Origin of the sequence: Lyngbya sp. CCAP 1446/10, from assembly GCF_026130175.1 — a bacterium.
Taxonomy (GTDB): domain Bacteria; phylum Cyanobacteriota; class Cyanobacteriia; order Cyanobacteriales; family Microcoleaceae; genus Microcoleus.
Genome location: NZ_JAIGNI010000149.1, coordinates 24,245 through 51,138, shown reverse-complemented (window position 1 = coordinate 51,138; position 26,894 = coordinate 24,245). Strand labels below are relative to the sequence as shown.

Here is a 26,894-nt window from a genome sequence, read left to right as displayed (position 1 = left end):
TGCATTCAAATTGTATATCTAGATAACCGACCAACAATCCTCTCCCCCTCCCCCTCTCTCCCCCTCTCTCTCGATCAGCCTCTGCCTTGGGATCACTTGGACACGGGAATTGATAAAAACTGGCTAAAGCTTGACTTGCAAAAGGCTTTAGAAGCCGCGACGGTTCCTGACTGTTCCTTTGAAGGGTGTTCGCGCTGCGGGGTTTGTGGCACGGATTTCGGACACAATGTGGTTGTGGATGCGCTGCCAATTCCTGCATTTGCTGGGGAGTTTGTGCCGAATACGGAACGGAAACAGCGTTTTCGGGTTTGGTTTGGAAAGGTAGGCGATATGGCTTTGGTTGGTCATTTGGATTTGCTCCGATTGTTCGATCGAGTTGTCCGCAGGGCCGATTTGCCGATTTCGTTTACCGGTGGCTTTCACCCGAATCCTCGAATTTCTGTGGCAAATGCCCTGCCTCTGGGTGTTACGAGCACTGGGGAAATTGCTGATTTTGAACTCACTGAGTCGATCGATCTTGATGTGTTTCGGGAAAAATTGGCGGCGACTCTGCCGGAAAATATCCCGATTTACAGGGTTGAGTCGATCGATCTCAAAGCTCCTTCTGCTAGTCAGTTGTTAGAAGCCGCTGAGTACATGATTACTGTCGCAGCAACAGGCTCGTTGGCAGAAAATCCTGAATTAGAAGGTGAGAATTCTGCTCCTGTCTGCGTCGCTGCTGATGCGAATTGGGAAGCTTGGGTTCGGACGATCGTCCAAACAGAGGCTTTTTGGCGGGTGCACACTACTAAGTCGGGTAAGACTCAGGATGTGAATTTGCGCGATCGGCTGCATAAACTAGAGCTTGTAGAGCAGCAACCAGAAACTAGCGCGAATGGCGGTAAATCTGAAAGTATAGCCGTCTTGCGCTATACCGGCAGTTGTCGCAGCGATGGTAATTTGCTGAAGCCAGAACATCTTGTGTTCATGTTGGAACAAGTCAGCCAGCAAGAAATTCAACTTGTGCAAGTTCAGCGCAGTCAGCTAATCCTGAGTTATGGTTAAAATAGGGAAGCCGTGGTGGAATATTTCACCTTCGGCTTTCGTCGGGATGTGTCGTGTCAAGCTATAATTGCTTGTTATGGAAGCCGCAGCGGCTTGAGCGCTTTAGTCGCTCGTCGCTAAGAGTCAACCAGCAACGCGGGCTGGGTGCAAACTGCTTCTGTTCAAGACTTCAAGCCTTTTTGTACATTCACGGGCTAAATCTAGCGCTAAACCCGCAGGAGCGGAGCATGAACCAAATTGATTGATTAATTTCGATCGATCGACTGGTTGTAGATCGTCGGCTTATTCAAAAATCTTATGGTTCAAGCCGCAGAGCGGGTATTCAACAATAGATGTTTTTGACAAGGTTTTAGGGTTGGCAGGGGCGGAGGTTGCAGTCGAATGCCAAGAGTAGAGTCTGTTGAGTGCGATCGCGCAAGAATTCAACAAAAATCTAGGCGCTTTCACTCCTACTTACTTTCGCTCAAAACCAGCCCTCAACCACCAGACAAGCGGAGTTATCAGTTTTTTGGGTTGAGTTGTGTGTTAAGAAATTGGTGGGAGTGTCACTGAATTTATTCGCTGAGTTCAAAGGAAGAGTTGCAAGTGTTGAATTCTGAGTATTGAGGAAAGCAATTCTCAACTTAAAACTCAATATTGCTAACTCGATAAAAGCCTCCTTATTTCTATCTCTCAGATTTATCTGCTGAGCATAACTCATAACTCTGTAAGGGCGGGTTTAGGCACTTAATTTGTAACAGTTAATAGTTAAGTTAACAGTGAACAGTTAACAGTTAAATTTCCTTCCACCCTGCACCAACTCACAGCTAATAACTCTTCAAACTACTACTAATTACAGTTAAAGTCAGAGGCACTTTTCAGCGTTAGTGTCTCTAACTTGCTGCCAGTTTTTTGAGGAAAATGAATGACAAAGCAGATAGTTATAGCAGAGCAGCATCGCATTGCTGCCGTCTTTTCAGAAGATCAAATCCAAGAACTCGTGGTAGCCACAGGCAGCCACCAAGTCAGTGATATTTACTTGGGAATTGTTGAAAATGTACTCCCTGGGATAGATGCAGCCTTCGTCAATATTGGCGACCCAGAACGCAACGGGTTTATGCACGTCACAGACCTTGGCCCACTGCGGCTCAAGCGATCGGCAGGAGCAATTACAGAACTCCTCACCCCGCAGCAAAAAGTGCTGGTACAGGTGATGAAAGAACCCACGGGCAGCAAAGGCCCGCGGCTGACAGGCAACATTACCCTGCCGGGCCGCTATTTGGTACTGATGCCCTACGGCAGAGGAGTCAATCTGTCCCGCAGAATCAAGTCGGAAGTCGAGCGCAACCGCCTCCGAGCCCTAGCAATTTTGGTGAAACCAGCCGGGATGGGGCTGCTGGTACGCACCGAAGCCGAAGGCCAGACCGAAGAAGCCATCATGGAAGATTTGGAAGTCCTGCAAAAGCAGTGGGAAACCGTTCAACTCGAAGGTGGTTCCACGCGGGCGCCGGCACTACTCAACCGCGATGACGATTTTATCCAGCGGGTGCTGCGGGATATGTTCAGCGGTGACGTGAATCGGATTGTGGTGGACTCGCAAAATGGGATTAAGCGAGTCAAGCAGCAGTTGATGAGCTGGAATGGCGGTAAACTTCCTGCGGGAGTTTTGATCGACCACCACCGAGAGCGCGCCTCGATTTTAGAATTTTTCCGCGTCAACGCTGCGATTCGAGAAGCCCTCAGACCAAGGGTAGACTTGCCTTCGGGCGGTTATGTGATTATCGAACCCACAGAAGCTTTGACGGTGATTGATGTCAACTCTGGTTCGTTTACTCGATCGGCCACAGCTCGCGAAACGGTACTCTGGACAAATTGCGAAGCAGCAACGGAAATTGCTAGACAACTGCGACTCCGCAATATTGCCGGGGTGATTATTGTTGACTTTATCGACATGGAATCCCGCCGCGATCAGTTGCAGGTGCTGGAACATTTCAATAAAGCCCTGAAAGCTGACAAATCTCGACCGCAAATCGCTCAACTGTCGGAATTGGGACTGGTAGAACTCACCCGCAAACGCCAAGGTCAAAATATTTACGAGTTATTCGGCCACACTTGCCCTACTTGCAGCGGGTTGGGTCATCTGGTGCAACTCCCCGGCGAAGATGACATGGCTCCAGCGGTGCGAGAATCGGCCGATCGCACTGTGGCTACCTCCAACCGGGTGATGTTGAACTTGCCAGAAGGAGTGGAACGTCGCAGCTTAACGCCTGTGGCTGCTGCCACTGCTGCACCAGTCAGAGAAGAACGTTCTCCAGAGCCACAGCGGGCTGCTTGGGAACCTCAGAGCGAAAGTTTGGATTTTATTGAAACTGGCGGTAACGCCTCGGCTTTAGACTTGCTCAACCATCCCAGCTATCAGGATTTGGGCAACGGAACCAGACGGCGACGGCGGCGCCGCATTGGCGAAGAGCCTTTTGCCGTGCCGGTGGTGGAAGAGGAACCGGTGCGCAGCAAGTTGCGGCTGCCGAATACTTCGAGTGCGCCCGTCGTGGATACGCGCTCTGAGTATCAGGCTCCCCCCGGCATCCGTGCAGCTTCGGAGGGCTTCGGGTTGGTGGTGAATATGACGACTGTTGGCAGGCGCGAGGATTTCGATCGCGTGCGCCCAACTAAGTCTGAGCTGCTGAAGCCGATGGTGGAGCCTCCTGAGGTGATTTCGGTGGAAATGACGCCAGAGGAACAGGATGTTTATGCTCTGATGGGGGTTTCTCCTTTGGTGCTGACGGATCGCAGCGCGAAAAATCCTAAGAATGTGATCGTTTCGGTGACACTCCCCGGAAATCCCCCGAATCAGCCTCCTTTTGAGCAACTCGAATTTGAATTTGAACCGTCGGCGGGAGCAGAGGATGTTGAGGAAGAGGATTATTATGCAGAGATGTCTGTAACTGAGAATGTTGAGCCTGAATTTTTTGAGGATGATGAGGCGGATATTTACGACGAGAGTTCGATCGACGAAACCGATGATTTTGAGGAGATGGAGGAAACCGACGAGGTGATGGCTTTCTCAAAGGAGCCGATCGAGTTCGATGAGCCGATCGAGTTTGATGAGCCGATCGAGTTCGATGAGCCGATCGAGTTTGATGAGCCGATCGAGTCCAATGAGCCGATCGAGTTCAATGAGCCGATCGAGTTCAATGAGCCCGAGGAACCTGCCATCAACCGCCGCCGCCGTCGTCGCTCATCAGCCGTTTTGGATGAGTGATATGAAGGAAGAGGGAAGGCAGAAGGCAGAAGGCAGAAGGCAGAAGGCAGAAGGCAGAGGGAAGAGGGAAGAAGCAGAAATTTTTACTCTCTTCCCATCTTTCCATCTCTCCCCCTCTCCCACTCTCCCCCTCTCCCACTCCTCCCCTCTCCCTCGAATAATTGCAGGTGTAGATGAAGTCGGAAGAGGAGCTTTGTTCGGGCCAGTGGTGGCTGCGGCCTGCATTTTGCCCGACGAGGTTCTCGATGAATTAGTAAGTTGCGGGGTGCGCGACAGCAAGCAGTTGAGTGCCACAGCCCGGAGTCGGTTAGCTATCAAAATCCGGGCTGTGGCGGTTGACTGTCAAATTGGTGCGGCTTCGGTGCGGGAGATCGATCGCCTGAATATTTTGCAGGCTTCTTTGTTGGCAATGAAGCGCGCGATTTTGAAGTTGAATGTCACGCCGGATTTGTGTTTGGTTGACGGGAATCAAAGAATACCTAATTTGGCGATCGACCAAGAGACGATGATTAAAGGTGATTCGCGATCGATTCAGATTGCCGCCGCTAGCATTGTCGCCAAAGTTTGGCGCGATGAATTAATCTTGCGGATGGCTGTTAATTATCCCGAATATGACTTGACAAATAACAAAGGCTATGGTACAAAAAAACATAAATTAGCTTTAGAACGTTGCGGTGTGTCTGTCTTTCATCGGGTGTCATTTAGTCCTTGCCGAGAATCTTAAAATTCACCAGTCGTAGGGTGCGTCGCCATCAAAAATTTCCAAAAAAATATCGACAATTGTAGTAGGGTGCGTCAGGTTATAAGGTTTTGACTACCGACTCAAAAAACACCTTCTGACGCACCCTACCGTTACTAAAATCTAACATCTAAAATCCAAAATCCCATGACAGACACATCACTAACAATTCCTGGGTATCGCATCCTCGATCGCATTTACAACGGCGCCAGAACCCAAGTTTACCGAGCCGTTTCCCAATCAGACCAAAAACCTGTCGTTATCAAAATTTTATTAAGCGAATATCCCAGTTTCAACGAACTCGTACAATTTCGCAATCAATACACAATTACCAAAAATCTTGACCTAACAGGAATAGTCCAACCCCTAGCACTCTCCAACTACCGCAACGGTTTTGCTTTAGTCATGGAAGATTGTGGAGGCATCTCTCTTGCCGAATATATCGCCCTTCACCAACTAAGTACCTGCGATTTTTTACCAATAGCAATTCAGACAGTCCAAATATTAGAAGGACTCTATCGCCATCGAATTATTCATAAAGACATCAAACCCCAGAATATTCTAATTAATCCCCATACCAAAGAAATTAAAATCATCGACTTCAGTATTTCTTCCCTCTTGCCCAGAGAAAATCAAGAAATTACCAGCCCTAACGTTCTCGAAGGAACGCTAATGTATATGTCTCCCGAACAAACCGGGAGAATGAATCGAGGTATCGATTACCGCACCGATTTCTACTCGCTCGGAATCACATTTTACGAAATCCTAACCGGAGAATTACCCTTTACATCTACCGATCCGATGGAGTTAGTACACTCCCATCTGGCCAGGATTCCAACTCCCCCCATAGAGCTCGTCTCAACCATCCCGGCAATGGTGAATGACATCATAATGAAATTGATGGCCAAAAACCCAGAATCACGCTATCAAAGTGCTTTTGGACTGCGACTCGACTTAGAAAACTGTTGGCAGCAGTGGCAAGAAACAGGCGAGATTAGCCAGTTTACCTTGGGGACTAGAGATATTTGCGATCGCTTCGCCATACCCGAAAAACTCTACGGCAGAGAAACCGAAGTTAACACATTATTAGCAGCATTCGATCGCGTTGCCAACCCCCCTGAATCCCCCCTTACTAAGGGGGGACATAGGGGGGTCGAAATCATGCTAGTCGCCGGCTTTTCCGGCATCGGCAAAACCGCCGCCGTCAACGAAGTACACAAACCCATTGTCGGAGCGCGCGGTTACTTCATCAAAGGGAAATTTGACCAATTCAAGCGCGATATTCCCTTTTCTGCTTGGGTGCAATCCTTCCAGAATTTGATCCGGCAATTACTGACAGAAACCAGCACTAATGTAGAGAAATGGCAAGCCAAAATCTTAAAAGTTTTAGGTGAAAATGCCCAGGTAATTATCGATGTCATCCCAGAATTAGAACACCTAATCGGCCCGCAGCCAAAATTCCAAGAACTAGAAGGAATTGCCGCTCAAAATCGCTTTAATTTGCTCTTCGGTAAATTTATCGGAGTCTTCGCCACAAAAGAGCATCCTTTAGTCATTTTCTTGGATGATTTGCAGTGGGCAGATTCTGCTTCGCTGAAGCTAATGCAGTTGCTGGTAAGTGAGACAGATACCCGCTATCTGCTGTTAATCGGAGCCTATCGGGATAACGAAGTTTTCGGTACCCATCCCCTAATTTTGACATTGGACGAGCTTCGTAAAAATGCGGCAATAGTCAATCAAATTACTTTATCACCCTTAGATAAATCTTCCCTAAATTGCCTGATTGCTGATACGCTAAGTTGTCCACCAGAACAAGCAGTTCCTTTGAGCGAACTGGTGTTCACCAAAACTCAAGGCAATCCTTTCTTTGCCACTCAATTTCTCAAATTCCTTCACGACGATGGGTTAATTGCTTTTGATTTTAGTTGTGGTTATTGGCAGTGTGATATTGCCCAAGTCAGGGCGCTAGCTTTGACAGATGATGTGGTCGAGTTTATGGCGATTCAGTTGCAAAAGTTGCCTGTAAATACTCAGGAAGTTTTGAAACTAGCTGCTTGTATTGGCAACCAATTTGACTTATCAACTCTGGCAATTGTTCACGAACGATCTCAAACAGAAACAGCGGATGATTTATGGCAATCGCTGCAAGAAGGGTTAGTGATTCCTATCAGCGAAGTTTACAAGTTCTTTCAGGATGCGGAATCATCAGAGGTGGCACAAACATCTGATTTATCGGTTCCCTACAAATTTTTACACGATCGCGTACAGCAAGCAGCATATTCTTTAATTCCCGAATCTCAGAAACAGTCAACTCACCTCAAAATTGGGCAACTGTTATTAAGGAAGGGTGGAAACGGAGGCAGCGCCCCTACGGCAGAAGAAATAGAAGAGAAAATTTTCGATATTGTCAACCATTTGAATATGGGTAAGGAGTTCATTATTGCTCCGACTGAACGAGATGAATTAGCTCAATTGAATTTAATTGCGGGATGTAGAGCTAAAAGTTCCATAGCCTATGGTGCTGCAAAAAGATATTTAACTACCGGACTAGAATTTTTAGCTGTAGATAGTTGGCAGCGTCAGTATAGGCTATCATTGGCTTTGTACTCGGAATCAGCAGAAGTGGCTTATCTCAATGGTGAGTTTGAGCAGATGGAGAAATTCGCTAATATTGTTCTCCAACAAGCGACTTCGATGCTGGACAAAGTAAAAGTTTATGATGCAAAAATTCAAGCTGCTGCCTCCCAGGGGAACCTCACAGAAGATGTTAGCATTGGGCTGCAAGTGCTCAAACATTTGGGAGTAATTTTACCAGAATCGCCCAGCCAGTCCGATATTCAAAAAGGGCTAGAAGAAACTGCTTTACTCTGTGCCGAACAAGACATCGAAGCGTTAATTAATCTACCCGAAATGACTGAATCCGAACCGTTAGCAGCCATGTATATCCTATCAAGTATTGCTCCTGCTGCTTATGTTGCTGCACCAACAGTGCTGTTACTGATTGTGTGCAAAATGGTTAATTTATCACTCAAATATGGCAATGCCACCTGGTCGTCATTTGGTTATTCTACTTACGGATTAATTCTGTGTGGAGTAGTCCAAGATATAGAAACAGGTTATCGATTTGGTTACTTAGCTGCAAATTTGGCTGAGCTGCTCAATGTTGAGAAAGTCAAGGCTAAGGTATTGAATGTCTGGGGTTCTCTGATCCTGCACTGGAAAAAACATCTTAGAGAAGCACTACCTGTTTTGATTGAGGGATATCAAAGCGCCGTGGAGAGTGGAGACTTTGAAATGGCCGGTCATTGTGGATTTCATATATGCGATGTATCATGTTTTTTGGGTCAAGAGCTTACGGAGGTCGAACAAAAGATATCAACATACAGCAAGGCTATTAGTAAAATTCGGCAAGAAGTTTTATTGAGTTGGATCGCATTAGTTCGGCAAGTAGTCCTGAATTTCTTAGGTAATAATCCAAATCCCACTTGTTTAATTGGTGAGTCCTACAATGAAGAGGAAGGACTCAAAACTGCTATTAGAGCAAATGATGGCTGTCAAATTCATCAAATCTACCTATATAAACTAATTTTAAACTATGTATTTGGTCAACATCAGGAAGCTATAAAAAATGCTGTTTTAGCCGAACAATATCTAGGCAGCGTGACAGCACTGATCTGCGTCCCTCTGTTCCATTTTTATGATTCTTTGGCACATTTAGCTGTATTTGCTGAGGCTTCAAGTTCCGAACAAGATGTGATACTCAATCGGGTGAAAAATAACCAAGAAAAAATGCAAAAGTGGGCGCATCATGCTCCGATGAATCATTTACATAAGTTCTATCTGGTAGAGGCCGGGCGGCATCAGGTGCTAGGCGAAAGGCTGGAGGCGGTGGAAATGTACGATCGCGCGATCGCCCTCGCCCAAGAAAACGAGTACATCAACGAAGAAGCAGTAGCCCACGAACTCGCAGCCAAATTTTATCTTGAATGGGGCAAAGAAAAAATTGCCCAAGTCTACTTAACTGATGCCTACTACGCCTACGCGCGGTGGGGTGCCCGGGCAAAAGTTGAAGATTTAGAAAAATGCTATCCCCAATTAATCGCCCCGATTCTCAATCAGAAAACGAGCTTAAACACAGGCGATACAATTGCCCAAATGATGACAGGAACTGTCGTAAGCACTACTTCAGGAGTTTCTCAAATTCTGGACTTGGCAACAGTAATCAAAGCATCTCAATCCCTGTCAGAAGAAATTCACCTGGATCGGTTGCTCTCAAGTTTAGTGCAAGTGGCGATCGAGAATGCGGGAGCCCAAACAGGATCGATGATTTTGGCAGAGGGAGATTCATGGGCGATCGCAACTCAATGCGTTAGCGGTAAAGCCTGCAACACCCCCTCTACTTCGGTAGCCGTTTCGCAGCAAATTCCCACCACCATCATCAACTATGTTTGGCGAACCCAAGAAACTTTGGTAATTAATGATGCCACGGCCCAGACTACCTGGGCTGCTGATTGTTACATTATTCAACAGCAACCAAAGTCAGTTTTGTGTTTGCCAATCCAACATCAAGGAAAGGCGATCGGCATTATTTACCTCGAAAATAATCTGACAACAGGTGCATTTACTCCCGACAGATTAGCAGTCTTAAAAGTTTTATCCTCCCAAGCCGCCATCTCCATAGAAAACGCCCAACTCTATGCCAACTTAGAAACCAAAGTCGCAGAAAGAACCCAAGAACTCCAGCAGTCAGAAGCTCGTTTTCGACAACTTTATGAGCAATCGGGCGATGCGATTTTGCTGTTAGATGGGAACGCTTTTATCGACTGCAACCCCGCAACGGTTAAAATGATGCGTTGCACAGACAAACAACAGCTTCTTTCCCTACATCCAGCTCAACTTTCCCCAGAGATTCAACCTGACGGTAGAGAGTCTTTTGAGAAATCTAAGGAAATGACAGCCACAGCTTTCTTGCGAGGAAGTCACCGCTTTGAATGGATGCACCGCCGCACCGACGGAGAAGATTTTTGGGTAGAAGTATTGCTGACATTAATTCCTGTAGATGGTAAAAAAATTCTACACACAGTTTGGCGAGAAATTGGCGATCGCAAACAAGCTGAATCAGCGTTGCACCAGAAAAATCAGGAACTCAGCGATACTCTGCAACAACTCAAAACCACCCAGGAAGGATTGATTCAATCAGAAAAAATGGCTGCTTTAGGACAACTTGTTGCCGGAGTTGCCCACGAAGTTAACACTCCCCTCGGTGCAATTCGTTCCTCTGCCGGCAATGTTTCTAAGTTCTTAAATCAAACTCTAGAACAGTTTCCCGCACTGTTTCAATCTCTCTCTCCAGACGAAACACATAATTTTTTGAATTTACTCCAGCGTTCCCTGCAACAAGAAACAAACTTATCAACGAAAGAAGAACGCAAATTAAAGAGAGCTTTGAGAAGCCAACTGCAAGAATTAGAAATAGCCGATGCAGATATCGTAGCCGATCGCCTAGTAATGATGGGAGTGTATAGTGAAATTGACAGCTTTGTGCCGCTGCTGCAAAAACCCGATAGCTTGCACGTACTAGAAATCGCCTACAAACTTTCTGAGTTAAAAAGAGGCATCGCTACTATCAACACGGCCACAGACAGAGCCTCGAAAGTCGTGTTTGCCTTGAAAACTTATGCTCACTACGAACAGTCGGGAGAAAAGACAGCAGCGATTATTACAGAAGGCCTTGAAACAATCTTAACCCTTTATCAAAATCAATTCAAACAAGGCGTTCAGGTAGTGAGAAACTATACCGACATCCCACCAATAATATGCTATCCCGACGAATTGAATCAAGTTTGGACGAATTTAATTCACAATGCTTTGCAAGCAATGGATTATCGAGGTACGCTAAAAATCGAGTTAGCGGAGCAATCCGGGCAGGCTAAGATTAGCATTAGCGACAGCGGTAAGGGGATACCAGAAGAGATTAAAGTAAAAATATTTGATCCGTTTTTTACGACTAAACCTGCCGGAGAAGGCAGCGGTTTGGGACTAGATATTGTCAAGAAGATTGTTGACAAACATCAGGGGAAAATAGAGGTAGAATCAATTCCGGGCCAAACTACATTTAATGTTTTCTTGCCAATGAGCGCTGTATGAGCAAGTCAAGGATCTCCGGCACAATATAACGCAGTAACCTAGGTCGGGTATTACTGGCTTGGGCCTAAGCTGCAATCTACCCCATTGGGAGGATGGCAAAAATTAAAACGTTTTAAAGTCAATAACTCGGATTCTACCGGAAATTGATGTAAAACCGCAGTACGATGCGTTATGCTCAGCTAAGCTGCTACGTATCTAGATTGCTTGGTTTCGGCGACTGGGAAGGGGAAAAGATTTGGCGATCGGTCAGCTTGTGGGATTTAGTTCGCGATCGCACCCGACCAAAGAAATCGGGTTTTTGAACTCTCCCACGACGATTGCAAGCAAATATTTTGGTTAACAACCAAGGTGATAGTCGCCCGCGCGATCGCGAACTAGCATCTTAAAATGCGATCGGGTATACTAATACACTTTTACTACTTTTGCTAATTTTGTTACCAAGGAAAATTAAAAAGGACAACAAATAGATGTCTAAACCAGTTATTTTGTGCGTTGACGATGAGAGAATGGTGTTAGACAGTCTCAGGACGCAGCTAGCAGCAGAATTTGGGAATGCCTACACCTATGAAGGAGCCGAAGATGCTGAAGAAGCCTTAGATGTAATCGGCGAACTCTATGACGAAGAAGAAGCCAGAGTTATTGTAATTATTTCTGATTGGTTAATGCCCGGTATTAAGGGAGATGAGTTGCTGATTCGCATTCATCAAAAATATCCCAATGCTATTAAAATTATGCTCACAGGTCAAGCTGATGAATTAGCAATTGACAGAGCCAAAAAACAGGCTAACCTCCATAGCTGCTTATCTAAACCTTGGTCAGAGGCAGATTTGCTGGAAACCATTAAATCTGGTTTGTCGAAGATATGAAACAACAGGTAATTATCTGTGTAGATGATGACAATACTGTACTCAAAAGTCTCAAAACAGAACTCCAAGAAGCTGTCGGCAATGCTTATCTGATCGAAATTGCCGAGGGTGGGGAGGAAGCATTAGAGTTGCTGGAAGAATTACTGTCAGATGGGTATGAAGTACCCTTAATTATTTCCGATCATATCATGCCGGAGATGAAGGGAGATGAGCTATTAAAACAAGTCCATCTAATCTCGCCCCAAACTATCAAAATCATGCTGACAGGGCAAGCAGATATTGAAGCGGTGGGAAATGCTATCAAAAATGCAAATTTATATCGTTATATATCCAAACCCTGGCAACGAGAAGACTTGAGTTTGACGGTAAAAGAAGCAGTAAACAGTTATCGGCAAAATCAACTGCTGGTAGCACAAAATGCACAACTTCAGCAAATGAATGAGGAATTGGCGCATCTCAATGGTGAGCAAGCCTTGCTGATTACTCTACTTCATGAAAATGAAAATCGCTTGACGCAGTTTTTGGAAGCAATGCCGATTGGGGTGGGAGTTTTGGACGCTGATGGCAAAGTTTACTATGTGAATCAGAAAGCAAAAGAGATATTTGGTAAAGGAGTTGTGCCGGATACGAGTTCCGAGCAATTCTCAGAGGTTTATCAAACCTATTTAGCAGGTACTAATCAAGAATATCCTCCCGATGATTTGCCGATTGTGCGGGCATTGAGGGGGGAAAATGCCACCGCTGACGATATAGAAGTGCATAACGGCGATCAAATTATTCCCGTAGAAATTTCTGCAACTCCCATTTATGATACCAACGCCAAAGTTACCTATGCTATTAATACTCTCTTAGATATTACGGATCGCAAAAAAGCGGAAAAAGAGCGCAAAAAGTTCATTGAGGAACTCTTTGAGGTTAATTGCAGTTTGGAACTTTCACTGGATGCAGAATTAGAAATCGTTGCAGCGACAAGTCGCTTTGTACCCAATCAGTTTTTAGCTTTTTTGGGATGTGACAGTATTGTTGATGTTAAATTGGGAGACGCAGTGGAGTTGGAAATGTCGATTTTATTTTCGGATATCCGCGATTTTACTACTCTTTCGGAACAGATGACACCGCAAGAAAATTTTAAATTTATAAATTCATATTTAAGTTATATGGAACCGCTGATTGTGGAAAATCAGGGGTTTATTGATAAATATATTGGCGATGCAATTATGGCTTTGTTTAGCGAGGGTGCGGATGATGCGGTGAAAGCGGGAATTGCGATGCTGCATACTCTTGCTGAATACAATCGACAGCGCACTTCTGCGGGCGATGTGCCGGTTCAGATTGGGGTGGGAATTAATACTGGTTCTTTGATGCTGGGTACTGTTGGCGGAAACAGCCGGATGGACGGTACTGTGATTGGCGATGCGGTTAATTTGGCTGCTCGGATTGAAAATTTGACGAAGAATTACGGGGTGTCGCTGTTAATTACTCAACAGACTTTCGATCGCTTGACAAATCCTGCTGATTATGCAATTCGGGTAATTGATAAGGTTCAGGTTAAGGGGAAGTCTGAATGGGTGACTGTTTATGAGGTTTTTGATGCGGATTTGCCGGAGGTTAAAGCGAAAAAGTTGGCTACTTTGGAAGTGTTTGCTGAGGCTTTGTCTTTGTACAATTTGAAGAGCTTTGGGGAAGCTGGGGGACTTTTTGCGGATTGTTTGCGCGAAAATCCGGGGGATAAGGTGGCTCGAATTTATTGGGATAGGTGTCAGTTGACAGTTGAGAGTTGACAGTTGACAGTTGGTAGTTGACAGTTGATAGTTGGTAGTTGGTAGTTGGTGATTTTTAGTAAGAACCAATGACTAATAAGTAATGACTAATAACCAATGACTAATGACTAATGACTAATAACCAATGACTAATGACTAATGACTAATGACTAATGACTAATGACTAATTTGTTCGATCGGCATTTCCATGATAAACTCGGCTCCGTGGCCCGGTGCAGAGACGCAACTCAGCATTCCGCCGTGTTCTTGGAGCACTTTGTAGGAAATTGACAGGCCTAAACCAGTACCTTTGTCGGCGGGTTTGGTGGTAAAAAAAGCCTCGAATAACTGCTGGCAAACTTCTTCTGGCATACCGGGGCCGTTATCAGAAATCCGAATTATAGCCTTGGAGTTTTGGTATTCTGTCCTAATTTTAATTTTGCTGCGGTTAGCTTTGGCTTCGGCAATGGATCGTCCTGCGTTGTATTCCTCGATCGCATCGATCGCATTTCCGATCAAATTCATAAACACCTGATTGATTTTACCCGAATAGCATTCAACCAAAGGCAAATTTCCATAGTCCTTAATCACCGCAATTTCGGGATAGTTGCCGTGCGCCCTCAACCGGCTTTGCAGGATTAGTAGCGTCCCTTCAATGCCTTCGTGTAGATTAACCTTGCTCATTTGAGAATCGTCTTTGCGAGAGAAATTTCTGAGCGATCGCACAATTTCCCGAATGCGATCGGCTCCAATCTGCATCGAAGACATCGCTTTCGGCAAATCTTCTAACAGAAACTCTAGCTCGATATCCTCAATTTTATCTTGAATTGATGCTGGTGGCTGCGGGCAGTGTTGCTGGTACATATCGAGTAAATTCAGCAAATCTTCCGTATAGTGGCCGACGTGGACGAGATTGCCGCAGACGCTGCTAACGGGATTGTTAATTTCGTGAGCAACACCGGCTACCATTTGACCGAGGGTAGACATTTTCTCGGTGTGAATTAATATTGCTTGAGTTTGTTGCAATTCGTGCAAAGTATGTTCAAGCTGAAGTTTTTGTTGGGTTAACTCTGTTTGCGATCGCAGCAAAGCTTCTTCGCTGCGTTTTTGGTCGGAAATATCAGTAATTAACCCTTCCAAAGCGATCAATTGTCCTGAGTCGGAAAACACTCCCAAACCTTGCTCCCAAACCCATTTTAATTCGCCGTTTTTAGCAGTAATTCGGTAATTTAACTGATAGGGTCGATTTTCTTTCAGGGCAACTTCCACGGCATTACAGAAGATTTCGCGATCGTCTGGGTGTGTCAATTCCGAGAGAGAAACTTGCCTGGTACCGATAAATTCTTCGGGAGAATAGCCGGATATTTGATAGCAACCTTCGCTGACAAACTCCATACTGCGATCGGCATCATTGCGAAAACGATAGGCCATCCCCGGCAAATTGCTCATCAGCGTGGATAAGGCCCGCTGGCTTTCCCGTAGGGCTTCTTCTGCGTGTTTGCGATCGGTAATATCCGTCATCACCACCAGCACACAGAGTTCCCCCTCCAAATTAATCAATTCGGCTGACACCAAACACACCACCACCGATCCCGACTTCACCCGAAATTCGCATTCCTGGTTGCGAACAACACCCTGTGCTTCTAGCAATTGCCTAAAATCAAGTCGATCTTGAGACCTTACCCAAATATTTAATCCCGGTACTGTATCGCCGGTAATTTCTTCTAAACTGTAACCAGTTATCGACAAAAAGCTATCATTAGCTTCAATAAAACGACCCTCAGCAAAAGTAGTAATAGTCATCGGATCGGGACTCGATCGAAAAGCCTTAGAAAACTTTTCCTCCGACAAACGCAACTTTTTAATAGCTGCTTCCAACTGACTTGTCCGCTCTTTAACCCGGTATTCCAACACCTCGTTAGCCTGCTTCAAAGTCTCCTGGGCCTGCACCCGATAAGTGATATCGCGCACCACAGCTTGCAGGCCCATTTTGCCGCCGATATCCATAGAAGTTAGCAGCACTTCCGCCGGAAACTGGGAACCGTCCAAACGGCGGTGCAGCCAATCAAAACGGCAATTTCCTGTTGCCATAGCCGTATTAATTCGCTCTTGAGACAGACTCGTAGAGTCTTGTCCCTCCGGTTGCAACAGCGGGCTAAATTCCGAAGGATGCTTACCGCAAAACTCCGCTTCATTGCTGCATCCAAATAACTCTAAAGTTGCCGGATTGCAATCCAAAAAACCCTGTTCATCGAGCAGCATTACCGCATCTGTAGTCGATTCGTACAGAGTGCGAAACTTTCTTTCTGATGCTTGCAAAGAAGCAATCAACTGCATTTTTTCTTCTCCAGCCCGCTTTTGCTGAGTAATGTCCTGCATTACTTGAGAAAAGCCCTGCAACTCTCCGCTTTCATTGCGCAAAGGAGTAACAATAATCTTCGCCCAAAATCGGGAGCCGTCTTGGCCCAAGCGCCACCCTTCACTTTGATATCTACCTGTTTCCCTAGCTGTGATTAATTTTTCTTGGGGTTGGCCAATTGCAATATCTTCAGGCGTATAAAAGCACTCAGATTTTTTGCCGACTATTGCGCTGGCTTCATACCCCAAAATTCTTTTGGCTCCAGAATTCCAGCTCGCTACATATCCCTTAGTATCTAACATGAATATAGCATAATCTTTAACACCTTCAATTACCATGCGCAGGCGTTCTTCACTTGAGCGCAGTCCAGCTTCTGCGTTCTTGCGCTGGGTGATATCTTCCACAAAGCCTTCATAGTAGAGCAATTTCCCCCCTGCATCGCAGACAGCCCGCGCATTTTCAGCGATCCAAATTATTGTGCCGTCTCGGCGATAAATCTGCGACTCAAAATCTGATACGATGCCTTGTGATTGCAAAGCAGAAATAAACTGATCGCGCCGATCGGGATTGACGTAAAGCTGATCGCTGATATCAGTCAGACTGCCCATCAATTCTGCGGCGGAATTATATCCGTAGATGCGAGCCAAAGCTGGGTTAGCGCTGATGTAGCGACCCTCTTGGGTTGTTTGGAAAATGCCTGATACAGCATTTTCAAACATACTGTAATATTTTGCTTCCATTTGGTGTAGTGCCTCCGCGACATTCAGGCATTCTATCGCTTTATTTTCTAATTTTTGATTTCCCACGTTTCAATACCCTGGTCTTGTGTTTGAGTTTAATATTTTTGGTCTACCACCTGTCAAATTTGAGCCGTTAATTAAGCAGAAGGATGCTGTGAATTACCGGCAAGTCACGCTTTTATCAAAAGCAGTTACTATTAATTATTTTTGCGGACAGATAATACAGCGGACTGCTAGCAGTTGTATCATCTGGGGTTTCTATTTGTAAAGTTGCCACAATAAGAGGGCAATTGTTGTATCAAAAAATTCATATTCGGTAGCTTCGGGCGGAAAATTTCTGTAGCGGTGGTGGCATTTGTGCAGAAATCTGGGTGCGGGGCGTAAAATGTCGCCAGCAACTCTGGTAAAATCCCGATCGATTCTCGGTTTGGCCACCAAGCTCGATCGGGCTAAATTCGACTAAAACTAATAAATGACTTATTCTCCCGTACTTGCACCAGATACATCCGCAGCTTCAACCCTGACAGAGGAGAATCCTCTGTGGCCAGCCCTGCTGCAACAACTATTAGACAGACAATCTCTCTCACGCCCCCAAGCCGCCGACTTAATGCAGGGATGGCTAGCAGAAGCCATACCCCCGGTGCTTTCCGGCGCGATTTTAGCAGGCCTCCAAGCCAAAGGCATCTCTGCCCAAGAATTAGCAGGAATGGCTCAGGTATTGCACTCTCAGTCGCTGACAGGTGAGTCCCAGAGCGTTTTCGATCGCCAATCTCCCATTTCCCATCTCAAATTAATTGATACTTGTGGCACCGGCGGCGATGGTGCGTCCACGTTTAACATTTCCACCGCTGTAGCTTTTGTTGCCGCGGCAGGCAAAGTTAGAGTCGGAAAACACGGAAATCGATCGGCATCCAGCAAAGTCGGTTCTGCTGACGTGCTCGAAGCACTCGGAGTCAACCTCAACGCCGATCCTGCGAAGGTAAAAGCCGCTGTAGACGAAGTAGGCATCACCTTTTTATTTGCTCCCGGTTGGCATCCCGCACTTAAGGCTGTAGCGTCGCTCCGGCGCACTTTGAAGGTACGGACTGTTTTTAACCTTTTAGGGCCGCTCGTCAATCCTCTGCGCCCTACAGGGCAGATAATCGGAGTGTTCGATCCTAGTCTGGTATCAACTATTGCCCAAGCTTTGGGCGAGTTGGGGACTGACTTGGCGATAGTCGTTCACGGCCGAGAAAAGTTGGATGAGGCGGGCTTGGGTGATGTGACTGATTTGGCGGTTTTGTCAGGCGGCGAAGTTGAACTGACTACTTTGCACCCGGAACAGGTAGGATTGACGCCAAGTGCGATCGGCTCATTGAAAGGTGGAAATGTTGAGGAAAACGCCGAGATTTTGCGGAATGTTTTGCAAGGCAAAGGTACAGCAGCACAAATGGATGTTGTAGCTTTGAATGCGTCTTTGGCTTTTCAAGTGGGAGGTGCAATTCCTATTGGTTCCCACGCGGCAGGAGTTTCTCTCGCTAAGGACATTTTATCGAGTGGCGAATCTTGGTTGAAATTGCAGCAGTTGGTTGAGTTTTTGCGGTGAGTAAAAAGGTTCGTTCATTCAGTTGACAGTCAACTGTCAACTGTCAACTGTCAACTGTCAACTGTCAACTGAATTGCATCCGCTGCCGAACTTCTCTTTATGATCGCGATCGAAATTCAATGACATCTTGCTTAATAGTCACATCTTTATTGCCAAAAAAGTCGTGACCCAAAAGTCCGATATCTAGGGCTGGCGAGATAGCAACAACTACATTTTTAATCGCCAGACCTCCAGCTTCAACAGAAGTCAGGCGACCGAGGGGAAAAGTAGCCTCTCCGTTAGGAGTTTTTGCTTGCACTGATCCCTGGGGAACAACGCCCAAGGCTTTAGCCATTGCTGGTGTAATTACTGTACCGCTGGCTCCAGAATCTACCATCATATCGAACTTTTGTTTGCCGTTAAACGTGACTTCTATGACTGGGATATTAGCTTCTCGGCGTTTAATTTTGACCAGAAACACTCCCGACTTGGCATCAGGCGAAGCAGCGGGAGTTAATTCTTGAGGGAGAAAACCGCAGACTGATCTGCTCAAGCTGACAGTTTGGCCGCTGGAGTTCCGCATGAAGCATCCCTCACTTTCTTGAGCTGCCGCTCGCGACGAGTTGACTGCGGTGTAAACTAAAATTGAACTGCTCAGAGAAATAACCGCGGTTAAAGCCAGTATAGGTTTCCGCAGGTTTTGAGCGTTCAGCAGAGGCTTGATTGAGTTGGAGGGTAAAGGTAAGGGAGATTTGCAGGCCATAATTTGATAAAAGGGTTTAGGTCGATCGTAACAACGACAACTGCCTTTTGGTATAGATAGTCCAGAAATCCGTCACCAGCACTTTTTACCCTCGGCTGGCACAAATCAAAATAATATCTGTATATTACCGGCTAGCATCAAATCCCAGGCAGTGGTAAGAATTAAACCAAACGACTGTAATTAAGGATGCCATGTCACTTTCAACTGCACAACCCGCTCTCCTAGTCCTGGCTGACGGTACTGCTTACCGCGGCTGGTCTTTTGGCGCTGACGCCACCGTCGTCGGCGAGGTCGTATTCAACACCGGAATGACGGGCTACCAAGAAGTTTTGACCGATCCGAGCTATTGCGGTCAAATTGTTACTTTTACTTATCCAGAATTGGGCAATACCGGGGTAAATCTTGAAGATGAAGAATCTTCGCGGCCCCAAATTCGAGGTGCGATCGCCCGTAACGTCTGTAGTCGCCCCAGTAACTGGCGCTGTTCACAATCCCTGCAAGACTACCTAAAACAGTACGACATCCCCGGCATTTACGGCATCGACACCCGCGCCCTGACGCGCAAAATTCGCACCGTGGGAGCGATTAACGGCGGCATTTCGACCGTAATTCTCGACCAGGCGGAGCTTTTGGAGCAAGTGCAAAATGCCCCCAACATGGACGGGCTGAATCTGGTGCGAGAAGTGACCACCCGCGAGGTTTACGAGTGGTCGGAAGCCACAGATGCGGTGTGGGAGTTCAGTCCGACAGTCAAGCCTGCTAACGGCGAAATGTGGACGGTGGTAGCGCTAGATTTTGGGATTAAGCGCAATATTCTGCGGCGTTTGGCCAGTTACGGCTGTCGGGTAATTGTTGTACCCGCCGACACGTCAGCCGAGGCAATTCTCAAATACAACCCGGATGGCATTTTTCTGTCCAACGGGCCTGGAGATCCTTCGGCGGTAACGGAAGGGATCGCGACTGCAAAAGCTTTGTTGAAGTCTGACAAGCCTGTGTTCGGTATCTGTATGGGACACCAGATTCTGGGCCTTTCCTTGGGTGCGGAAACTTTTAAACTGAAGTTCGGGCACCGGGGATTGAATCATCCGGCGGGTTTGACTGAGCAAATAGAAATTACTAGCCAAAATCACGGTTTTGCGATCGACCCAGATTCCCTAGTCCCGGAAGTAGAAATTACTCACCTCAATTTGAACGATCGCACCGTAGCCGGATTAAAGCACAAAACCCTGCCCATGTTCTCAGTCCAGTACCACCCGGAAGCCAGTCCCGGCCCCCACGACGCTGACTATTTGTTCGATCGATTCGTCCAGTCAATGCGAGAAAATCAGAAAGTACCAGCTTAGCCAGTGGGCCGTGGGCAGTTGGTAGTTGGTAGTTGGTAGTTGGCCCGCTTGCCGAAGTGTCGAAAATTTAGCCGTAGTTAACAGAGGCTATTGGTGCAGATGGCTACCGACAACTGGCTACCGACAACTGGCTACCGACAACTGACAACTGACAACTGACTGCTGACCAAAAAACAGTAGACAAAAAACCAAAAAACTCCTATAATGAAGCCTCGACTTTAAGCCATATCTAGCTAGGAGGGTGTCATTTCTGAGTCATTGACCCTGACCGTTAGCCTCAGAGGCACTCGCGAAGTCAGGAATAACTATCAGTTATTTCGCCTGACTGGCCTGCTGGACGCTTTTTCTGAGGCCACTTTTCGGAAGGTACTAAGTAAATGTATTGACGAGGGCCCAAAACACATAATTTTGGACTTGTCTAAGATAGACTTTGTGGATAGTTCCGGTTTGGGCGCACTTGTGCAACTTGTCAAGAAAGCCCAAACCTTGGAAGGGACATTGCAAATTGTCTCAAATGCCCGCGTAACTCAGACTGTTAAACTGGTTCGCTTAGAGAAATTTTTGTCTTTGCAGCCTTCGGTTGATGAGGCGGTAATCAACGTCAAGGATGCTTGAGTAGCAAAGTGGATTTAATTCGCTATCCGGTTATCAACGCTGGATAGCAAATTTTTGTTTTGCCGCTAAAAAAAATAACCATTTTCCCAGAATCTGCGACAGGTTTTGCTGCGATTTCCCCCGATGCTTTGAGGGATGTGGAGTGGCAGTAAAATATATGTTGTAAACACACGGAAAAATGTTATAAGAAGGTCAGCATCCAGATGAGTGTAAAAAGCGTTTTTTCGGAGTGCGAGCGTCCCGCTCGCTTGTGGATAGATCCCGCTTCGAGCTCTCACAGCGAACACTCGTGTGAAAGCTATAATTTATGAAGTGGCAGAAGACGAAATAAGTAAGTCTAGAAAAGCCAAGCTGTGCCGAAGTTTTATTTAAAAAAGTATGTTGCCGATCGCAGATGACGAACCAAAACTGAGTCTAAGTGATATCAGTTTAAATCGAGTGCATCCTGCGAGGGTTACACCAGCAGAAATAGAAAGGATTTCGCCCGCAGCCTGGGCATATTTGGGGGATGCAGTTTACGAACTCTACATTCGGAGTTCGTATTTAATGCCACCCAGAAGATTGCAAGCTTATCACGAATTGGTGGTGGGGCAAGTACGAGCCGAAACTCAAGCGCGTCACTTGCGATCGATCTCTCCTTACTTGAACAGTACAGAATTAGCAATTGTCAAGCGCGGCCGCAATGCCGTATCCGGCCGTTCTAAGCGAGCAGATCCAGATATCTACCAACAAGCCAGCAGCTTAGAAACTTTGATCGGATATTTGTACCTCACCGATCCCGAAAGATTAACCGAAGTTCTGGCGCTTTTACAACTTGAGACTGAAAGTATTTAGTAGTTAAGAGTTGGAAAAACCCACGGATTAATCAATAATTATTGCACGGTGGCTAACCTAAAACAGCAAAAAGATCGCGAAGGAAAACAGGATTTATTAGTCAAGCATTAGCAAGTTTAGCACAGCAAAATCCTTGCTCCCTCAATCGAAAAGCTCAAATTTCTAAGCCCCAAGATTGCTCCCTCAACCAAGAATCAAGAATCAAGAATCAAGAATCGATTAGCCTTCAGCCAAAACGTTTTGACCAAAAGAAACCAATGAGAAAATTTACCAAACCAAACTCCTCGCGATCGAATTCCGACAGCAAACCATTCCGCAGCGAAGGCCGCCGTCAGGACTCAAAACCATCCTTTCCCCGCTTTGAACGCAAGCCCCGTCCCGACACTCGCGAAGTAGACGCGCCTCAAAAGCGATCGAGCTTTTCCCCCCAATCCCGAGAAATGCCCGTGCGAGCAATTTTCAAACGGAGAGTCGATTCCGACAGCCAACCGTCCATCCGCAGAAATAACTTCAAAGACAGAGACGGAGACGGATACAGCAGCCCACAGCCAGCCCGCAACAATTTCCGAGACAGAGACAGAGACGGCAGCCCACAGCCAGCCCGCAACAATTTCCGAGACAGAGACGGCAGCCCACAGCCAGCCCGCAACAATTTCCGAGACAGAGACGGCAGCCCACAGCCAGCCCGCAACAATTTCCGAGACAGAGACGGCAGCCCGCAGGAATCCCGGGGCAATTTTTACAAAGACAGAGACAAAAACAGAGACAGTAGCCCGCCAGAATTCCGGGGCAATCATTTCCGAGACAGAGACAAAGACAGAGACACTCGCCCGGTTGACACTGCCTCAAATACCGTCGTGCAACCAGACGCAGACACAGACGACATGATTTATGGCCGCCATGCGGTGCAAGCAGCTTTAGAAAGCGACCAAGTGCTGAACCGAATTTGGGTTGTCCCCCACCTTCGCTACGATCCCCGCTTTCACAGCTTACTCACCGAAGCCAAAGCCAACGGCAGCATCATCGATGAAGTTGACGATTTGCGCCTCGACTACATCACGCGCAAGGCAAACCACCAAGGCGTAGCCGCCCAAGTATCAGCTTACGAATACCTGGATTTGAGCGAACTGATCGCACAGGCTAAGGCTGCTTGCGCAGATCCCGTAATTGTGGTAGCAGAAGGACTCAACGACCCCCACAATCTAGGGGCGATTGTTCGCACCGCAGAAGCATTGGGAGCTCAGGGCATGGTGATTCCGCAGCGGCGGGCCGTTGGGATTACCTCGGCAGTCAGAAAAGTGGCAGCCGGCGCGTTGGAAAACCTCCCAGTAGCAAGAGTTGTCAATCTTAACCGGGCACTGGAAGAATTGAAAGAGGCTGGATTCTGGATTTATGGCACTGCCGCAGGCGTAGGTGATTCAGTAGAGACAATCAACTTCTCCGGGCCCACTGTTTTAGTTGTGGGCGGTGAAGCTGACGGTTTGAGCCTTTTGATACAGCGCGGATGTGATGGATTAGTTTCAATTCCTTTAAGGGGAAAGACTCCTAGCCTGAATGTCTCGGTAGCAACGGGAATGGCTTTATACGAAATTTACCGCCAGCGCGGGCCCAAAAAGTTTCACGTCCACGGATCGTAACGGTGATTAGCCCCACATCCTAAAGCCGGGGGCTTCTGGCCCCCAAACTTGCATCTTTGGTGATTGAAAAAAAGAATGCAACACAGTATAACAAAGTGTAAATAACGAAGGCCTAGGCCTTGCCCGCAGCACTCTGGAAAAAACCGTAAAATACATTGCAAAATCACATGAAAGAACTTTTGATTAGCTTACTCAACTTTTTCGGATTGGCTTGGTGGGTTGAAGTTAAAACTTCAGCGCCGCAGTGCATTTACTATTTTGGCCCCTTCTTGACTGCTCAAGAGGCGGAAGGTGAAAAAGCAGGATATGTAGAAGACATAGAAAATGAAGGTGCAGAAGGTATTAGTGTTTCGCTTCATCGCTGCAAACCTATTAGTTTGACTGTTGCAGATGATTTGGGAAAGTTTGGTGAGGGAGGGCTTTTGCTTGTTTAGAGCGGATAGTGGATTTTAGATTTTAGATTTTAGATTTACTTGACAGATCGTAAATCTGGAGATTGAACTTGGATCTAAAATGTTTGGTTCCTCACAATGTGGCTCTATCAATTGCTAGCGGCTTGAGGGAAATTCTCAATCCAACGATCGATATCTGCGATTACCCGATCGGGAATTTCCCAAGGAAACAAGTGGGCTGTATTTGGATAGCACTGCCATTGACTGTTTTTAAGGTGGCGGGCTGTCTCTAAACTGGATGCTGAGGTGATATGTCGATCGCCCTCTCCGGCCATCACCAAGCAGGGACATTGAATATCGCCGAGGTGCAGCAACCGATCGTATCCGGCCCTGAGAGCGGTATTTAAGGCCTTTGTAGCGCTGCTGGAAGTCTGGATGTAGGCGGGAGTAGCTGCCCGTGCTAAGTAGCGGTAAGGGGTCGCTGTATGCTGCTGTATCAAGTAGCGAAAGAGCGATCGCCTGCCAAAAGTATCAATATTCCACTGCCAACCGGGTATCGCCCAGTTGATAATTCCGGCTAAACCGGTGTAAAGATTATCTTGCCAAGAGATGGGCGGGTGACTTCCGCGCGGTTTGGCGGCGGATGCCAAGATAATCAAACCGGTGACTCGCTGGGGATATTTCATGGCTAATTCCAGGGCTAAAATCCCTCCCAAAGACCAGCCGATGACTAAAGTGCGATCGACTCCCAATCGGTCTAAAAGTGCTTCTAAATCAAGCAAGTGGTCGGTCATTTCAAAGGGATTTGAGGTGCGGCTGTTGCCATAGCCACGCAAGTCTGGGGCGATCGTCCGAAACCGTTGTGATAAGTGTTCTGTAAAGACAGACATACAATCGCCGGAACCGGGATGGCCATGCAAGCAGAGAATCGGAAATCCTTCGCCTTTGACGGAAACGCTAAGTTTTTGATGCGGCATTGTTTAAGAGAAGGAAGAAGGAAGAAGGAAGAAGGAAGAAGCAAGAGGGAAGAAGCAAGAGGGAAGAGGGAAGAGGGAAGAAGGAACTTCTCGATCGGCTGTTGCTCTTTTAAATTGCCGATTCGGAACGCGGCTCGAAGCCCATTCCACAATACTTTGATTGTTTTTTGAGATATAACAATTAAAATGTAGAACTTCCTAATCATCTTGGCGGTTGCTATAGCAATCAAAAGCAGGATTTGTGGGATGGGCTTCTAACCTGTCCAGGATTGATGCTTAAACCAGATTCGTATTTTGGTGAACCTAGCCCCGGAGTTCTTAAAAGCTGGGATTCTTACTGATATAATCGGCAATTTTAGCAATAGACTGGCGGATTTGTAGATCGCCACTTGTGCGGCTGTCTATCACAGTCATCACGTAGGATTCGCCGTCAATGTTCATTGCTAATGTTGTGCCGAGCACCAGGGAATTTTCGCCAGTTTTTTCGCCCAACCACTGAGCCCTAGTTCCTTTCAAGGCGGCAAATCCCAGAGCGCGATCGTACTGCTGGTTAAGAGTTTCTACTAACAGTTTAGCACCCGGTGTTTCGCCGTTGTAAATTTGCACCATCATTTCGGTGAGTTCGTTAGCAGTCAAGCGGTTGGGCCCGGAACCGGGGTTGGAGGGCATAATTTTTTCCCCCATTAATTTGAAGTTGACGCGGGTGACTTGATAGCCGCGATTTTCTAAGAATTGATTGATGTAATCGGAACCCAAATAATCGATCAGTTGATTGGTGGCGATGTTGCTGCTGCGATCGATCATTTCTTCTAACAGTAGCTGTACCGGGTAATTGCGATTGGACACAATCTTTGTCGATGAGTCTTCGGTGAAATTGCCTCGCTCGACGAATACTTCATGGTTCAGACTAATTTTTTCTTGTTCGAGTTTTTGCATCAGGGCGACAGCAATCGGCACTTTTATTAAGCTGGCCGGGCTGGCAGGTGGCACATCGCCCCGCAGGTTGACGCATTCTCTAGAAAGGTGGCAAATGCCGATCGACGCTTGCCTAGATAAACCGCTTTCGCGAGCCAACTCGGCCAAAAAATCTGATTTTGCTTGCTGCACTTGAGAGGTGGCTGCGGTGAAATTTTCCCGGTATTCTTGAGTTTTTGAGGCTGTGAGGGGAGCTAAAAATGAATTTTGCGGAACTTCGTGTAAGTTGTTGAGGGCCTGGTACCACAAAAATTGAGTTTGTTGCGAAGATGCGATCGACTGATTTTCCTTTCGTCCCGTTTCTACGGCTTGGTTGGCTAAACGGACTGCTTGCTGTAAGTTGTCGTTAGCTCTCTGTTCTACTAATATTTGGACTTCCACCGCTTGCAACTGCTGTATCAGTTGTGCTTGAGGATTGGCGGTGATGGGAACTAGCCGGGAGAGAAGCGTTGGTTCTGGGGAGGGTGAGGCGGGTTGTTCTAATTGGGTGACAAGTCGATCGCGAGTTTTGTAGAGTTCGTCTAGGGAACGCGGGTTAGATTGGGAGAATGAACTGGCGATGGTTAACACTTGAACCAGTCCGATGCTGGCTGCTACTGCCGCCATCTTGTTTGCGATCGACAAAAAACGCCCGATTCCTCGCATATATTCGACATCCTCAACACAACCAAATTCAATCTAAGCAGCTATTGTTACAAGAGTCAAACCATTTAAGATTTGAGATTCTCGATTTAAGATTTGGGATTTGGGATTTGGGATTTGGGATTTGAGCCGTAGGGTGCGGATACATCGAAAATTCTCAACAAAGAGCGACAATCGATCGAGTGACGCACCTGTTATTTTGACGAATGCCCAATGCCCTGTTTGGCCAATGCCCTGTTTGGCCAATGCCCTGTTT

Annotated in this window: 18 protein-coding genes; 13 read left to right on the top strand and 5 right to left on the bottom strand. The window is 46.6% G+C overall.

Going from position 1 to position 26,894, the window contains the following annotated elements; translation table 11 throughout:
• Window positions 1-96 precede the first annotated feature (96 nt).
• The 6 genes from K4039_RS27340 (at window position 97) to K4039_RS27315 (ending at window position 13,818) form a co-directional block, all read left to right on the top strand.
• Window positions 97-1,044: a TIGR03936 family radical SAM-associated protein gene (locus K4039_RS27340; protein WP_321161668.1), complete on the top strand. Its 948-nt coding sequence runs from the start codon at window positions 97-99 to the stop codon at window positions 1,042-1,044.
• Between the two features lie 904 nt (window positions 1,045-1,948).
• On the top strand, window positions 1,949-4,285 hold the full coding sequence (locus K4039_RS27335; protein ID WP_265239642.1) for an Rne/Rng family ribonuclease: 2,337 nt from the start codon (window positions 1,949-1,951) through the stop codon (window positions 4,283-4,285).
• A gap of 1 nt (window position 4,286) precedes the next feature.
• Window positions 4,287-5,009 (top strand): ribonuclease HII, encoded by a 723-nt coding sequence (locus tag K4039_RS27330; RefSeq protein WP_265239669.1) that lies wholly within the window; start codon window positions 4,287-4,289, stop codon window positions 5,007-5,009.
• A gap of 162 nt (window positions 5,010-5,171) precedes the next feature.
• Window positions 5,172-11,171 carry an AAA family ATPase gene (locus tag K4039_RS27325; RefSeq protein WP_265239641.1) on the top strand — a complete coding sequence of 2,000 codons (6,000 nt, stop codon included), beginning with the start codon at window positions 5,172-5,174 and terminating at the stop codon, window positions 11,169-11,171.
• A gap of 467 nt (window positions 11,172-11,638) precedes the next feature.
• Window positions 11,639-12,037, top strand: a complete 399-nt coding sequence (locus K4039_RS27320; RefSeq protein WP_265239640.1) for a response regulator — start codon at window positions 11,639-11,641, stop codon at window positions 12,035-12,037.
• Entirely contained in the window at window positions 12,034-13,818 is a 1,785-nt protein-coding gene (locus tag K4039_RS27315) for an adenylate/guanylate cyclase domain-containing protein (protein WP_265239639.1), read from the top strand. The genes K4039_RS27320 and K4039_RS27315 overlap by 4 nt, the downstream gene beginning before the upstream one ends.
• A 156-nt stretch (window positions 13,819-13,974) precedes the next feature.
• On the opposite strand, the gene K4039_RS27310 is transcribed toward K4039_RS27315, so the two are convergent.
• Complete coding sequence (locus tag K4039_RS27310) at window positions 13,975-16,896, bottom strand: PAS domain S-box protein (protein ID WP_265239638.1); 2,922 nt, start codon at window positions 16,894-16,896, stop codon at window positions 13,975-13,977.
• Window positions 16,897-17,154: 258 nt separating this feature from the next.
• On the bottom strand, window positions 17,155-17,331 hold the full coding sequence (locus K4039_RS27305; protein ID WP_265239637.1) for a hypothetical protein: 177 nt from the start codon (window positions 17,329-17,331) through the stop codon (window positions 17,155-17,157).
• A 37-nt stretch (window positions 17,332-17,368) separates the two neighbouring features.
• Here K4039_RS27305 and trpD point away from each other — a divergent pair, with 37 nt between their 5' ends.
• Window positions 17,369-18,481, top strand: a complete 1,113-nt coding sequence (gene trpD, locus K4039_RS27300) for an anthranilate phosphoribosyltransferase (RefSeq protein ID WP_265239636.1) — start codon at window positions 17,369-17,371, stop codon at window positions 18,479-18,481.
• 97 nt (window positions 18,482-18,578) lie between these two features.
• On the opposite strand, the gene K4039_RS27295 is transcribed toward trpD, so the two are convergent.
• On the bottom strand, window positions 18,579-19,223 hold the full coding sequence (locus K4039_RS27295) for a TIGR02281 family clan AA aspartic protease (RefSeq protein WP_265239635.1): 645 nt from the start codon (window positions 19,221-19,223) through the stop codon (window positions 18,579-18,581).
• 191 nt (window positions 19,224-19,414) lie between these two features.
• Here K4039_RS27295 and carA point away from each other — a divergent pair, with 191 nt between their 5' ends.
• From carA to K4039_RS27270, 5 genes are all read left to right on the top strand, one after another.
• A complete protein-coding gene (carA, locus tag K4039_RS27290) occupies window positions 19,415-20,566 on the top strand; it encodes a glutamine-hydrolyzing carbamoyl-phosphate synthase small subunit (RefSeq protein WP_265239634.1) in 1,152 nt (383 codons plus the stop codon).
• Window positions 20,567-20,824: 258 nt separating this feature from the next.
• Window positions 20,825-21,181 carry an STAS domain-containing protein gene (locus tag K4039_RS27285; protein ID WP_265239633.1) on the top strand — a complete coding sequence of 119 codons (357 nt, stop codon included), beginning with the start codon at window positions 20,825-20,827 and terminating at the stop codon, window positions 21,179-21,181.
• A gap of 378 nt (window positions 21,182-21,559) precedes the next feature.
• Window positions 21,560-22,015, top strand: coding sequence for a Mini-ribonuclease 3 (locus K4039_RS27280; protein ID WP_265239632.1), 456 nt, complete (start codon window positions 21,560-21,562; stop codon window positions 22,013-22,015).
• Window positions 22,016-22,272: 257 nt separating this feature from the next.
• On the top strand, window positions 22,273-23,652 hold the full coding sequence (rlmB, locus tag K4039_RS27275) for a 23S rRNA (guanosine(2251)-2'-O)-methyltransferase RlmB (protein ID WP_265239631.1): 1,380 nt from the start codon (window positions 22,273-22,275) through the stop codon (window positions 23,650-23,652).
• 167 nt (window positions 23,653-23,819) lie between these two features.
• The gene (locus K4039_RS27270) at window positions 23,820-24,086 is read left to right on the top strand and encodes a DUF1816 domain-containing protein (protein WP_265239630.1); all 267 of its coding nucleotides are present in this window, start codon (window positions 23,820-23,822) and stop codon (window positions 24,084-24,086) included.
• Window positions 24,087-24,193: 107 nt separating this feature from the next.
• On the opposite strand, the gene K4039_RS27265 is transcribed toward K4039_RS27270, so the two are convergent.
• A complete protein-coding gene (locus K4039_RS27265) occupies window positions 24,194-25,021 on the bottom strand; it encodes an alpha/beta fold hydrolase (RefSeq protein ID WP_265239629.1) in 828 nt (275 codons plus the stop codon).
• Between K4039_RS27265 and K4039_RS27260 the strand changes: the two genes are divergently transcribed.
• Complete coding sequence (locus K4039_RS27260; RefSeq protein WP_265239671.1) at window positions 24,959-25,192, top strand: hypothetical protein; 234 nt, start codon at window positions 24,959-24,961, stop codon at window positions 25,190-25,192. The genes K4039_RS27265 and K4039_RS27260 overlap by 63 nt on opposite strands.
• 147 nt (window positions 25,193-25,339) lie before the next feature.
• Here the strand turns inward: K4039_RS27260 and K4039_RS27255 are convergent, their stop codons facing one another.
• Entirely contained in the window at window positions 25,340-26,641 is a 1,302-nt protein-coding gene (locus K4039_RS27255) for a serine hydrolase (protein ID WP_265239628.1), read from the bottom strand.
• Window positions 26,642-26,894 lie beyond the last annotated feature (253 nt).